The following is a 13,447-nucleotide window of genomic DNA, read 5'->3' as shown; positions in this document are numbered from 1 at the left end:
AGACCGTGGGCCTCACCTCCGCCCAGGTGGCCTCGCTCACCACCACGCAGATCGGCGCGCTGACGACGACGCAGATCGGCGCGCTCACGACCGCGCAGATCCGCGGCATGGAGACCACCGACCTCGCGGCACTGACCACCACCCAGTTCGCCGGCCTCACCTCCGCCCAGCTCGGCGCGCTGACCTCCACACAGGCGGCGGCGCTCGAGACCACTGATCTCGGCGTGCTCACCACCACCCAGTTCCGCGGCCTCGGCTCCACCCAGCTTGCGGCCCTGACGACGACGCAGCTCGGCGCCGTCACCACCACCCAGATCGCCGGCCTCACCTCGGGCCAGGTCAGCGGCCTCACCACCACCCAGGTCTCCGCCCTCACCACCACGCAGCTCGGCGGCCTGACCTCCACGCAGCTCCGCGGCCTCACCACCAACCAGGTCGCGTCGCTGACCACCACACAGATCGGTGCGCTGACGACGACCCAGATCGCCGGCCTCGGCACCACCCAGATGCGCGGGCTGGAGACGACGGACATCGCCGCCCTCACCACCACCCAGGTGAATGCGCTGACGACGACACAGCTCGGCGCGCTCACCTCCGCGCAGGTCACGGGGCTCACCACCACCAGCCTCGGCGCGCTGGCGACCACCCAGGTGGTGGGCTTCGGCACCAGCCAGATCCGCGGCCTCACCACCACCCAGGTCACGGCGCTGACCAGCACGTCGATCACCGCGCTGACCACGACCCAGATGCTCGGCTTCACCACCACGCAGCTGGGGGCGCTGACCACGACCCAGATCGCGGGGCTGGAGACGACGGACATCGCCGCCCTGACCGGTACTCAGGTCAGCGGCTTCACCACCACGCAGATCGGCGCGATGACCACCGGCCAGTACAACGCGCTGTTCATGTAGCCCGCGGGATCAGGGCATGATCCGTTCAACCGGACGGATCATGCCCTAGGTGCCGCAGAAGGTCGCGAGGACGCGTTCCTCCGCCTTCGGCGGCACCATGAACCGCTCCCTGTCAGGCTGGTCCTCGAAGGGCCTGGCGAGCACGTCCAGCAATTCCTCGAACGGCCGAAAATCCTCACGTTCCACCGCGGCCAGGATCGCCGCCTCCATCTGGTGGTTGCGGGGGATGAAGGCGGGGTTGGCGCCACGCATCGTCGCGCGGCGTTCCTCCGGCGATTGCGGGTCCGATTCCAACCGCAGGCGCCAGCGATCCAGCCAGGCATCGAGCGGCGCGGGGTCGGCGAACAGCGCGCGCAGGGCGTCATCATCACCCAGCGCGCGGAAGACGAGGGTGAAGTCGGCCCCCGCTTCCGCCATCAGCGTCAGGAAATCCTGCGCCAGCTCCGCATCGCCATCCCGCACGGAGGAAAGCCCGATCTTCCGCGCCAGCCCGCCGATATAGGCGGATTGGAAGGCCGGCCCGAAGCCCGTCAGCGCCTGCTTCGCTGCCTCCAGCGCCGGCTCCTCCTCCGCCGCCAGCAGCGGCAGCAGCGTCTCCGCCAGGCGGGTCAGGTTCCACTGCGCGATGCGGGGCTGGTTGCCATAGGCGTAGCGGGCGCCGTGATCGATGGAGCTGAAGACCGCGCCGGGGTCATAGGCATCCATGAAGGCACAGGGGCCGTAGTCGATCGTCTCCCCCGCCACGCTCATGTTGTCGGTGTTCATCACGCCATGGATGAACCCCACCAGCAGCCATTGCGCCACCAGCGCCGCCTGCCGCGCCACCACGGCTTCGAGGAAAGCGCGATAGGGATTTTCGTCCGTCGCCGCCTCCGGATAGTGCCGCGCGATGGCATGGTCGGCGAGGATCCGGATCCCCTCCACATCGCCCCGCGCCGCGAAATACTGGAAGGTGCCGACGCGGATATGGCTCGACGCCACGCGCGCCACGATCGCGCCGGGCAGGGCGGTTTCGCGGAACACATGCTCCCCCGTCGTCACCGCCGCCAGCGCCCGCGTGGTGGGGATGCCGAGGGCATGCATCGCCTCGCTGATCACATATTCCCGCAGCACCGGCCCGAGCGCCGCCCGCCCGTCGCCGCGGCGGGAGAAGGGCGTCGGCCCCGATCCCTTCAGCTGGATGTCGCGGCGGCGCCCGTCCGGCCCCACCACCTCCCCCAGCAGTATCGCCCGCCCATCGCCGAGCTGCGGCGTGAAATGCCCGAACTGGTGCCCCGCATAGGCGGCCGCGAGCGGCGCCGCGCCATCCGGCACCGCATTCCCCGCCAGCACCGCCACCCCATCCGCGGATTCCAGCGCCGCCGGGTCCAGCCCCATCTCCCGCGCCAGCGCGTGGTTCACCTTGATGAGGCACGGCGCCGCCACCGGCGTGGGGTCCAGCCTGGCGTGGAAACGCTCCGGCAGGCGGGCGTAGCTGTTGTCGAAGGGCCAGGATGAGGTGCTCATACCAGCCACATCGTCCCCCGCATCGCGCCACACAACCCCACCCGGCTTCCCGCCACGCCGGCCAGGGTCGAGAATGGCGCATGGAAACCCTCCGCGCCCCCTACGCCCACGCCGCGCTCCGCCGCCTGCTGCACCCCGCCTCCATCGCCATCATCGGCGCCTCCCCGCGGGAGGGTTCCTTCGGCCTCCGCACGCTCCGCAACCTCCGCGGCTTCGCGGGCGCCATCCATCCCGTGAACCCCCGCTACGGCACGATCGAGGGTACGCCCTGCTTCCCCGCCCTGTCCGCCCTGCCCTCCCCCCCGGATTGCGCCATCGTCGCCCTCGGCCGGGACCAGGTGGAGGCCACCATCGCGGAATGCATCGAGGCCGGTGTCGGCGGCGTCATCCTCTACGCCTCCGGCTATGCGGAGACGCGCAACCCCGACCTGGTCGCCCTCCAGGCGCGCCTCACGGCGATGGTCGCGGGCACCGGCACCCGGCTGCTCGGCCCCAATTGCCTCGGCGCCACCAACTACGCGATCGGCGCGCGGATGATGTTCGGCCGCATGCCGGAGCCCCGGCCGATGGACGAGGCCGCCATCGGCATCGTCACGCAATCCGGCTCCGTCAGCATGGCCCTGGCGCAGGCGATGGAGCGCGGCGTCGCCGTCAGCCACGCCATCCCCGTCGGCAACGCCGCCGATGTCGGCATCGCCGACCTCATCGCCTATCTGGCGCAGGACGAGGCCTGCCGCGCCATCGCCGCCGTCTTCGAAGGCGTGGAGCATCCGCGCCAACTTGCGGAGGCCGCCGCCATCGCCGCCCGCGCCGGCAAGCCCCTGGTCATCCACAAGATGGCCGCCAGCGACCAGGGGGCGGAGGCCGCGCTCTCCCACACCGGCGCCTTGGCCGGCAATCACGCCGCCTATCGCGCCATCCTGGAAGCCGAGGGCGCGATCCTGGTCGACAGCCTCGACGCCGTCATGGAAACCGCCCGCTTCATGGCCAAGGCTGGCCGTCCGCGCGGGCACGGCGTCGGCGTCGTCCTCGCCTCCGGCGGCTTCGGCGTCGCGGCCGCGGACCAGGCGGAGGCCTTTGGCGTCCCCCTCCCCCAGCCCGAGGGCATCACCGCCGCAACGCTGCGCGCCCATGTCCCCGAATTCGGCGCCGCCCGGAATCCCTGCGACGTCACCGCCATGGCGCTGAATGACGGTACCGCCTTCGAGGCCTCGGCCAGCGCCTTCCTGGCGGACCCCGCCTATGCGTGCCTGATGGTCATCTACCCCTATGCCGACCCCTTCGGCGCCACGCGCTTCGAAGCCTGGAAGCGCCTCGCCGCCCGCCACGGCAAGCCGATCTGCTGCTACTGGGCCACCGAATGGCTGGAGGGCGAGGGCGTGCTGAGCCTGGAGGCCGAGCCCGGCATCGCCACTTTCCGCAGCCTGCCCCGCCTGTTCGCCGCCATCGCCGCCTGGCTCAGGCGCGACGCGTCGTTGCCGGAACCCCCCGCCCCCACGCCGCGGGCCATCCGGGCCGCCGCCGCCACCGCGCTCCGCACCGCACCTGACCGCGTGCTGGCGGAGCGTGCGGCCAAGGCACTGCTCGCCCCCTACGGCATCCCCGTGGTGCCCGAATGCCTGGCCCGCAGCGCCGCCGAGGCCGCCGCCGCCGCCACCTCGCTTGGCTTCCCCGTCGCGCTGAAGGCCGAAAGCCCCGACATCCCCCACAAGACGGAGGCCGGCGTTATCCGCCTGGCCCTGGCCGACGCCGCCCAGGTCGAGGCCGCCTTCGACGCCATCATGGACCGCGCGCTGGCCGCCACCTCGGCGGACCGCATCGCCGGCGTGCTGGTCCAGCCCATGGTGCCGCGCGGCCTGGAGATGCTGATGGGCGCGCGCATCGATCCCGCCTTCGGCCCCCTCGTCGCCTTCGGCTTCGGCGGCGTGATGGCGGAGCTGCTGCGCGACACCGCGCTCCTCCCCGCCCCCTTCACCCCGGCCGCGGCCGAATCAGCGCTGCGCCGCCTGAAGGGTGCGGCCCTCCTCGACGGCTTTCGCGGCGCCCCGCCGATCGATGTCCCGGCACTGGCGACAATCCTGTCGGATTTCTCCCGCTTCGTCGCCGATCACGCCGTCGAAATCGAGGAGATCGACGTGAATCCCCTGATCTGTACTGGCAACAGCATCACCGCCGTCGATGCGCTGATCGTCCGGCGCGCCTGACCGTCACGCGGCCGCGGCCGCGTGGTGCTCCTCATCCACCGCCTGCAGCATGATCGTGATGACCGCGCCTTCCGCATCGTTGCGCGCCTCGATGGTGCCACCCATCGACCGCACCAGCCCGTAGCAGATGGACAGCCCGAGACCCGTGCCGCGGTCAGGCCCCTTGGTGGTGACGAAGGGCTCGAACAGCTGCCCCATCACCGCGGCCGGGATGCCACCGCCGGTATCGGCCACCACAAGCCGCACCATCCCGCCCGCCCCCCCGCCCTCCACCGGCTCGGCGGAGATTCTGATCCGTCGCACCGCCCCCGCCGGCAGCCCGGCCACTGCGTCGCGCGCGTTCAGCAGCAGGTTGGACAGCACCTGCTGGAGCAGGATCGCCTGCGCCCGCACCACCGGCGGCGGATCGCCCAGCGCCACCTCGACGCAGACGGAGCTCGCTCGAAGCGTGAAGCGCATGAGGTCCAGCGTCCCCTCCACCGCATCGGCCAGCTTCACCGGGCCCGGCGCCTCATCCGCTTCGGCACCCCGCGCGAAGCGCCGCAGCTGGTCGAGCAGCGATGCCGTGCGCTGCGATTGCTCCGTGATGGTGTCGAGCCGCCTGTCAGCCTCCGCCCCATCCTGCCGCCCCAGCGCCAGCTGCGCGATGTCCGCGGCCAGGGAGATGGCCTGCAGCGGCTGTTTCAGCTCATGCGCCAGCCCGGCCGCCATCTCCCCCAATGAGGCCAGCCTCGCCGCCGACAGGGACTGCGCCCGCGCCTCACGCATGGTCGTGATATCCAGGGTGTATCCCACAATTTCGACGGTGCCGTCCGGCCGCTTGCAGAGGGTCCGGATCAGCGTCTGCATCCAGCGCCATGTCCCATCGGGCTGCCGCATGCGCCATTCGTAGGTGGCGTGGCCGTCACGCAGCATCACCGGCAGGAACTGCACCAGCTTGGGGTCTTCCGGCCTGGTGTAGGCGCTGAAATCGGGCAGGCCGGCCAGGCTGGCCGCCGGCCACCCCAGCACCGTCTCCAGGCCCCCCCCGCGATACAGCAGGCGCAGCGCACCGTCCGGGCCCTGCTCGCGCAGGAAGATCACGGCCGGAAGCCCGCCGAGGAGGCGTTCGATCCCCGCCCGGCCGGCACTGGCCGCCGCGGCCTCGCCCTGCGCCCGCAACTGCTGCATCCGTTCAATGGCGACCGACAGCGCCAGGAAGGGCACCGCCGTGCCCATCGCGGCCACCATCAGCACGGTGACGATGCCCAGGCTGTAGGGTGCCTCCAGGGCCAGCTGCACCAGGCGCAGCACCGGCAGCATCGCGACCACGCACACCGCCAGGCTCAGCGTCTTCGCGCTTGGCAGCGACAATTCGTCCCCGGCCCGCCAGAGTTCCCGCGCCGTCGCCGCCAGCATCACCAGGCAGACAGGCCACAGCAACAGGTGTCGCACCATGCGTTCCTCGAGGAACCACGGCAGCAGGCAGGCCAGCAGCCAGACCGCTGCCGGCAGGACCGCGACCCACCCCGGCGTCTGTACGCCCCGCAACCGTTGCGCGCCCAGCCACAGCAGGCCGATCGCCAGGATCTGCGCCCCGTTCGCGCCGACCACCCCGATTTCCTCCGGCAGGGTCCCGCCGCGCGTGGCGTTCAGGAAGCAGGCGATCGCCTGGGCCGCGGAATAGCCCACCCAGGCCCGCCGGCAGGGCAGGTCATGCTCGCGGCGCAGCGTGATATCCGCCAGCACGGTCGCAACCGCGCCGACCACGCCACTCACCAGGAAGGCGGTCGAGATATCCAGGGTGGGAATCATGTCGTCAAAAATGGAGCCAGCGGGCTGCCATTGAAAGCGCGGCGAGCACCTGAATCGCCAACACTCCGCGCAAGTGGACAAATCTTCACAACCGCGTGTGAACCACCAAGGCTGCCCGTCCGGGACGCGGATGGATCGGCCCGGGCCTTGGCGGAAGATCGCCCCCGCGTCACATCCCCGCCGCCGCCAGGCCGATCAGTGCCGCCCCGGCCACGCCCAGCATGGCGAAGGTCAGCCCCATGCCGAGGGAGCGCCACTTCATCACCTCCGGCTCCCGCGAAATGCCGAAGGCGTGCAGCGCGCGGCCCGCCAGCAGCACCACCCCCAGCACATGCACCGCCCATTCGGGCAGTCCATTCGCCTCGCACAGCGCCATCAGCACCAGCGCCAGCGGCGCATATTCCGCGAAATTGCCATGCGCCCGCACCGCGCGTTCCACCAGGCGATGCGGCGTGCCCAGCGCCACCCGATAGGCGTGGCGCTGCTTCACCACCCGCAGCGACAGATAGACGAACCCGAAGGCGATCAGCCCCGCATAGAAGGCCGTGACCGGCAGCATCACGATGTCTCCCTGATATCGGCCCGCTGGCCGCCCGTCATGCGCAGCAGCGCCTCGGCCGTCGTCTCGAACACATGCAGGGGCGAACCCGCCGCGGCCCAGACCCTGTCCAGCGCGAACAGATCATCATCCACCAGCACCACCGGCGACGACAGATGCGCGATGGGCGCGACGCCGCCGATGGCGAAGCCCGTCACCTCCCTCACCCATCCCCCATCCGCGCGTTTCACGTGAAACCCTGTCGCGGCGGCCACCTTGCCCATGTCCACGCGATTGGCGCCGGATGCGATCACCAGCACCGCCCGCGACCCCGCCCCTTCCCCTGGCCGGAAGATGATGGATTTCGCGATCTGCGCGACATCGCAGCCCACCGCCGCGGCGGCATCCGCGGCACTGCGCGTGCCCTCCGCGAAGGCCTGGATCGTATCGGCATGCCCCGCCGCCGCCAGCGCCGCCCTCACCCGCTCGACCGATCCGCCCGACATCGCCCCCCCATCCGCCTTGCCGCGGGCCACCACCGACCTCGCCACGCCGCCCCGGGACCGCCATATACGCGCCTGCCCGATCCACGGAACCCGATGCGCGAACCCCTCGCCCTCTACATCCACTGGCCCTTCTGCGCCGCCAAGTGCCCGTATTGCGACTTCAACAGCCATGTCCGCGACCGCATCGACCAGCCGGCCTTCGCCGCCGCGCTCCGCCAGGAACTCGCCCGCGAAGCCGAACGCGCCGGACGCCGCCCGCTGGCCAGCATCTTCTTCGGCGGCGGCACGCCGAGCCTCATGGCCCCCTCCACCGCCGCCGCCCTGATCGAGGACGCCACCCGCCTCTTCGACCCCCTGCCCGATATCGAGATCACGCTGGAGGCCAACCCCACCAGCGTCGAATTGGCAAAACTGCGGGATTTCCGCGCAGCCGGCATCAACCGCGCCTCCCTCGGCGTGCAGGCGCTGGACCCCGTGGCGCTGGCCTTCCTCGGCCGCAAGCATGACACGCGGGAGGCCATCGCCGCGCTGGAAGCCGCGCGCGAAACCTTCCCGCGCCTCAGCTTCGACCTGATCTATGCCCGCCCCGGCCAGCAGGAAGCCGCCTGGCGCGCCGAACTCCGCCAGGCTCTCGCCCTGGCCGCCGACCATCTCTCGCTCTACCAGCTCACCATCGAACCCGGCACGCAATTCGCCACCCTCTTCGGCCGCGGCGCCTTCACGCTGCCGGAGGGCGAGGAGGCGGAGCGCCTCTATACCGCGACCGCGGAGGAAGCCGCCGGCTTCGGCCTTCGCGCCTATGAGGTCTCGAACTACGCGAAGCCGGGCGCGGAAAGCCGCCACAACCTCGCCTATTGGCGATACGGCGACTACCTCGGCATCGGCGCCGGCGCGCATCAGCGCCTGTCCTTCGCCGATGGCACCTTACGGGCCGCACGCCGGCACCGGGCGCCGGAGGAATGGCTGGCGCGGGTGCGGCGCGATGGCCATGCGGTGGTGGAGGAGGAGGCGCTGTCCCCCCGCGACCGCGCCCGCGAAGCGCTGCTCATGGGCCTTCGGCTGCATGAGGGGATCGACCCCGCGCGCATCGAGGCCCGCAGCACCCTGCCCTTCGAGGATTGCGTCGATCGCCGCGCGCTGGACGGGCTGGCGGAGGAGGGGTTGCTTGAATGGCGGGCAGATGGACGCCTCGCCGCGACGGCGGATGGGTTGTTGAGGCTGGACGCGCTGCTGCCGGTGTTGTTGCGTTAGCGGATGCAGCAGCTGTCAGGCCGCAGGGGGGCTCCGCCCCCCCGCACCAACCATCAACGCAGGGGGGCTCCGCCCCCCCGCACCGACCGTCAACGCAGGGGGGCTCCGCCCCCCCGCACCGACCGTCAATGCAGGGGGGCTCCGCCCCCCCGCACCAACCATCAATGCAGGGGGGCTCCGCCCCCCCGCACCAGCCATCAATGCAGGGGGGCTCCGCCCCCCCGCACCCCCGGCCAAGGGCCAGCGGGCCCTTGGAACCCTTGTATTGACGATGGTCCAGGGGGGTCTCCCCCCTGGCATGGGGGGTGCGGGGGGAACAGCGTTCCCCCCGCCTCACCCTGAACCCCCATGCGCACCGCCTTCCTCGGCGCCTACGGCTACGGCAACCTCGGCGACGAGCTCTGCCTCATGGAAGCCCTGTCCGCCTTCCCGACGCCAGACGCCCACGCCTTCTCCGTCAACCCCGCCTGGACGCGCCGCTGCGTCCCCGACCTCGCCGGCTGCTTCCCCGGCGGCGAGGAAATGCTGGCCCTCAACCCCGCCCGCATCGTCTTCGGCGGCGGCATGTTCGGCGTGGTGGACGCCTTCCGCTACTGGATGCCCTTCCTGGCCCGCGCCATGGCGGCGGGGGCGGAAATCCACCTGCACAACCTCGGCGTCGCCTGGCTGCTGAAGGACCGAAGCTGGCTCGACGCCACCGCCCATCAGGTCTTCGCCAACCTCGCCAGCCTGTCGGTGCGCGATCCGCTCTCCGCGGAGCGCCTGGCGGAAGCCGGGCTGGCCCGCCTGCCGCGCCTCACCTTCTTCCCCGAAACCGGCATCGCCCCCGATCCCACCCTGGCCGATGCGCTGCTAGGCCCGCGGCGGGATGGCGCCCCCCCGCCTGGCAAGCCCAGGCTGCTCGGCCTGTCCATCATCCCCTCCCCCACCATGCGCGCCTGCCTGACGCATGACGCGGCGCGGGTGCGCGCGGTGCTGGCGGAATTCGAAGGCCACGCCGTGGTCCCCATCGTCAGCACCGTCCATATCGACAGCGTGGAGGAGGATGACCTGACCGGCGCCGCCGATTTCATTCGCGAATTCCTGCCGGATGCGCCGATCGCGGCCCCCCTGCTGCTCGACCGCGCGCATTGGCAGGCGGAGCTGACGCCGCGCCGCCTGAAGGGGCTGATCGCGCGCTGCGACGTGCTGGTGACGCAGCGCAAGCACAACGCCATCCACGCCATCGGCGCGGGGGTGCGCGTGATCGGGCTGCATCCGTTGATCGACAACAGCCTGCGCCGGACCTTCGTGACGCTGGCGAATGACCTGCCGCCAGGGTCGCGCTGCGTGGGGCTGGATGAGGCGCCGCCGCCGGAGCCGCCGAGCGAATGAGGTCTCTGCCGATACCGGGAAGGCTACGCCTCCCCCACCCCCAAAACCCGGGTTCCAAGGGCCCGCTGGCCCTTTGCGGGGGGTCGCAGGGGGGCGGAGCCCCCTCGCATCGCCGGCCGGCGCAACACCCCCCCCACACGGTCTGGAAGTCACCATGACCCAGACCCTCCTGATCGCTGAACGCCCGTTCAGGGAACTCCGCTCCCGCGCCATCCTCCTCCCCCTGCCCAAGGCGCTCGGGGCGGAAGGGCCGGTCCTCGTCGCCACCCCTGCCGTCCGCGTGCCCCCTGCCTTCACCCCCGTCCCGCCCAAGCCGGATGTGGTCGCGCTCGGCGTCACGCGCGTGATCCTGGCCGGGGTGTTCGAGGATCGTCCGACGCTGAACCGCGCCCTCGCCCTCGCCGCCCGCGCCGTCGCCGCCGGCGCGACGCTGGAGGCAAGGGGCCTGACGCTGGAACGCTCCGCCGCGCGGCGGGACCCGCCGAGGGGCGTGGAGGTGCTGGACCAGGCCCGGGTGATCGAGGCGCGGGACCATCACACCGCCAATACCCTGCTGGTCTGGCGCGTCGCCGCCCCGCAGCGCGTGAATTTCTACGCGGAGCGGGAAGTGCCGGCCGACCCCGCGCTGCTGGAGGGCCTGCCCCCCGGCCCGTTGCTCGGCCTGTCGCTGCTCGGCGCGCCGGAGATGCGCGCCACCTGGCGGGCCAGGCTGCCGGAGCTGTCGGCCTGGCTGGCGCCGATGAAGGGCTGGCCCGTGCTGCCCCTGCCCGCCAATGCGGCGGAGGGGGAGGGCGACGATTATGCCGGCAGCATCGCCTTCGCCCAGGCCCTGCTGCCGAATTCCCCCATCCTGCTGCCCCAGCTGGCCGATCCGGTGGAGCGCCGGCGGCAGCTGACGGCCGGGCGGATGCGGGCGCTGATCGGGCGCTGCGGCGCGGTGATCACCAACCAGGATCTGGTGGCGGCGATCGCCGGGACGGCGGGGGTGCCGGTGGCGGGGCTGGTGCTGGGGCGGGACAGGCGGATCGTCGCCTGCATGACCACGCTGGCGAACCAGATGGCCGCGGGCAGCCTGCTGATCTACCCGCCCCATCCCGTCTGAGGGGCGCGATTCCGCTGGCGGCGGGTTGTCCGTTTCCGGTATGTTCCAGCAGGCCCGGGCGCAGCCACGCCCGCGGCGGCGCCAGGAACCCCCCGGAATTCGGTGCTAAAAGTGCTAAAAGGGCTAAAAGCACTAAAAAATTGAGGGCCCCTCACCCCGCCTCGCGGCTCAGCTCCAGCGCCCTGGCATAGACCTGCTTGCGCGGCAGCCCCGTCGCCGCCGCGACCATCGCCGCGGCATCCCGCAGGCTCTGCCCCTGCATGGCGGCGCGCAACTGGGTGTCGAGGTCCTCGGCCCCCGTCGTCTCCTCCGGCGCCGGGCCAACCACCAGGCAGATCTCACCCCGCGCCTCCGCCGTGGCGTAGTGCGCGGCGAGGTCGGCCAGCGTGCCGCGCCGCACCTCCTCGAACCGCTTGGTCAATTCGCGGGCGACGGCGGCGGGGCGATCGGGGCCGAGCCCCTCCGCCAGCGCGGCCAGCGCCTCGCCCAGGCGGTGCGGGGCTTCGTGCAGCACGATGGTGGCCGAAAGACCCGCCCGCTCCGCCGCCCGGTGCCGGGCGATGGCGGCCGCGCGGGGCCCGTCCTTCACGGGCAGAAAACCCAGGAACACGAATGGGTGTGGCGGCAGGCCGGACAGCGTCAGCGCCACCACCGCCGCGTTGGGGCCGGGAACCGCCGTGACCGGCACGCCCGCCTCGATCGCCGCCCGCACCAGCCGGTAGCCGGGGTCGGAGACCAGCGGCGTGCCGGCGTCGGAGGCCAGCGCCAGCTTCTCCCCCCGCGCGATCCTGTCCAGGATCCGCGGAATCATCTCCGCTTCGTTGTAGTCATGCAGTGGCACCAAGGTCGCGGAGACGCCATAACGTTGCAACAGATGGCCTGTTACCCTGGTGTCCTCGCACAGCACGGCATCCACGCCGCCCAGCACCGCGAGAGCCCGGGGCGACAGGTCGCCGAGATTGCCGATCGGCGTCGCCACCAGGGAAAGCCCGTCGGGCGTTTCCCGGGCGGCCTCCCGGTTCGTCGCCCGCTCTGGAGGGTCACCGCTTGCCACTTCGTTCCGTCCCTCAGCCGCAAGACCGCCCGCAGGCGGGTGCCCCGGCGCCCCGCCGGCTGCTGGGTGGCATCGCCATCGCCGCCCTTCTGGGCATGGCCGCCTGCGCACCGCAACCCCCGCGCCCGGCCTTCATCGGCATCGCGCCCCCGATCGGCGGCGCGCCCGTCGTGGCCGCGCCCGTCGGGCCGCAGCGCGCCGCCATGCTGCTGCCGCTGACGGGCCCGCAGGCGCCGCTCGGCCAGGCCATGCTGAACGCCGGCACGATGGCCCTGTTCGATGAAGCGCCGCAGGGCGTGGAGATCGCGCCGCGCGACACCGGCGGCACGCCGCAAGGCGCCGCCGCCGCCGCCCGCGCTGCCATCGCGGATGGCGCGCGCATCATCATCGGCCCGCTGACCAGCGCCGAGGCCGCCGCCGTCGCCGAACCCGCCCGCGCGGCAGGGGTGCCGGTGCTGGCCTTCACCAATGACGCGCAGCGCGCGGGCGGCGGGACCTGGGTGCTCGGCATCACGCCGCAGCAGCAGGTGCGCCGCGTGGTGGCGGCCGCCGCGCAGCAGGGGGCGCAGCGCTTCGCCCTTGGCGCGCCGGACAATGAATTCGGACGGTCCCTGGCCTCGGCACTGCGCGGCGCGGTCGCCGAACTCGGCCTGCCCGCGCCCAGCATCGCGCTGCACCCGGCCGCGGCGGAACCGGGCATGGCGGCCTCCGGCGCCCGCGTCTCCGCCGCCCGGGCGGATGCGGTGCTGATCGGGGAGGCAGGGGAACGCGCCCGCCGCTTTGCCGCCGCCTGGGTGGCCGAAGCCGGGGAGACGCCGCCCCGCCTGCTCGGCACCTCGCTCTGGCTGCAGGATGGCGCGGTGCGCAACGAACCCGCGCTGGCCGGCGCCTGGTTCGCGGGCCCCGATGGCCGCACCCGCGCGCGGTTCGAAGCCCGCTACCGCGACGCGTTCCGGGAGACGCCACCCCGCGTCGCGGCCACCGCCTATGACGCGGCGGCGATCGCGGTGCGCGCGCTGCGCCAGGGTGCCTCCCCGGCCCAGGTGACGGCGATGGAAGGCTTCGCCGGCGCCGATGGCCCGGTGCGGCTGCTGCCGGAAGGGCAGACGCTGCGGGGGCTCGCGCTCTACGCCGTCTCCGCCGGCGCCGATCCGGTGCAGGTGGAACCGGCGCCGCTGCCTGGCTCCCCGGGCAGCTGACGCCGGCC

General features: G+C 72.4%; 11 protein-coding genes. 6 read left to right on the top strand and 5 right to left on the bottom strand.

Features of this window, described 5'->3' with window-relative positions:
- The coding region (locus ACTIE5_RS28270; protein ID WP_439553080.1) for a hypothetical protein at positions 1–911 on the top strand (911 nt) is incomplete at its 5' end.
- Positions 912–956: 45 nt separating this feature from the next.
- Here ACTIE5_RS28270 and ACTIE5_RS28265 read toward each other — a convergent pair.
- Complete coding sequence (locus ACTIE5_RS28265; RefSeq protein ID WP_439553079.1) at positions 957–2,417, bottom strand: protein adenylyltransferase SelO; 1,461 nt, start codon at positions 2,415–2,417, stop codon at positions 957–959.
- A gap of 80 nt (positions 2,418–2,497) precedes the next feature.
- On the opposite strand from ACTIE5_RS28265, the gene ACTIE5_RS28260 reads away from it, so the two are divergent.
- Positions 2,498–4,621, top strand: a complete 2,124-nt coding sequence (locus ACTIE5_RS28260; RefSeq protein WP_439553078.1) for an acetate--CoA ligase family protein — start codon at positions 2,498–2,500, stop codon at positions 4,619–4,621.
- A gap of 3 nt (positions 4,622–4,624) precedes the next feature.
- On the opposite strand, the gene ACTIE5_RS28255 is transcribed toward ACTIE5_RS28260, so the two are convergent.
- The 3 genes from ACTIE5_RS28255 to ACTIE5_RS28245 form a co-directional block, all read right to left on the bottom strand.
- Complete coding sequence (locus ACTIE5_RS28255; RefSeq protein ID WP_439553077.1) at positions 4,625–6,415, bottom strand: ATP-binding protein; 1,791 nt, start codon at positions 6,413–6,415, stop codon at positions 4,625–4,627.
- Between the two features lie 169 nt (positions 6,416–6,584).
- A complete protein-coding gene (locus ACTIE5_RS28250) occupies positions 6,585–6,974 on the bottom strand; it encodes an MAPEG family protein (RefSeq protein WP_439553076.1) in 390 nt (129 codons plus the stop codon).
- The gene (locus tag ACTIE5_RS28245) at positions 6,974–7,459 is read right to left on the bottom strand and encodes a YbaK/EbsC family protein (protein WP_439553075.1); all 486 of its coding nucleotides are present in this window, start codon (positions 7,457–7,459) and stop codon (positions 6,974–6,976) included. The genes ACTIE5_RS28250 and ACTIE5_RS28245 overlap by 1 nt, the downstream gene beginning before the upstream one ends.
- A gap of 93 nt (positions 7,460–7,552) precedes the next feature.
- On the opposite strand from ACTIE5_RS28245, the gene hemW reads away from it, so the two are divergent.
- The 3 genes from hemW (at position 7,553) to ACTIE5_RS28230 (ending at position 11,186) form a co-directional block, all read left to right on the top strand.
- Complete coding sequence (gene hemW, locus ACTIE5_RS28240) at positions 7,553–8,710, top strand: radical SAM family heme chaperone HemW (RefSeq protein WP_439553074.1); 1,158 nt, start codon at positions 7,553–7,555, stop codon at positions 8,708–8,710.
- A gap of 348 nt (positions 8,711–9,058) precedes the next feature.
- Positions 9,059–10,084, top strand: a complete 1,026-nt coding sequence (locus ACTIE5_RS28235; RefSeq protein WP_439553073.1) for a polysaccharide pyruvyl transferase family protein — start codon at positions 9,059–9,061, stop codon at positions 10,082–10,084.
- A gap of 154 nt (positions 10,085–10,238) precedes the next feature.
- Positions 10,239–11,186 carry a hypothetical protein gene (locus ACTIE5_RS28230; protein WP_439553072.1) on the top strand — a complete coding sequence of 316 codons (948 nt, stop codon included), beginning with the start codon at positions 10,239–10,241 and terminating at the stop codon, positions 11,184–11,186.
- A gap of 151 nt (positions 11,187–11,337) precedes the next feature.
- On the opposite strand, the gene rsmI is transcribed toward ACTIE5_RS28230, so the two are convergent.
- The gene (gene rsmI, locus ACTIE5_RS28225) at positions 11,338–12,240 is read right to left on the bottom strand and encodes a 16S rRNA (cytidine(1402)-2'-O)-methyltransferase (protein ID WP_439553071.1); all 903 of its coding nucleotides are present in this window, start codon (positions 12,238–12,240) and stop codon (positions 11,338–11,340) included.
- Between rsmI and ACTIE5_RS28220 the strand changes: the two genes are divergently transcribed.
- Positions 12,234–13,439, top strand: coding sequence for a penicillin-binding protein activator (locus tag ACTIE5_RS28220; RefSeq protein WP_439553070.1), 1,206 nt, complete (start codon positions 12,234–12,236; stop codon positions 13,437–13,439). The genes rsmI and ACTIE5_RS28220 overlap by 7 nt on opposite strands.
- The last annotated feature ends 8 nt before the right edge of the window (positions 13,440–13,447 follow it).

It is taken from the genome of Falsiroseomonas sp., assembly GCF_051859025.1.
Lineage (GTDB): Bacteria > Pseudomonadota > Alphaproteobacteria > Acetobacterales > Acetobacteraceae > Falsiroseomonas.
This window is presented reverse-complemented; position numbering and strand designations above follow the sequence as displayed.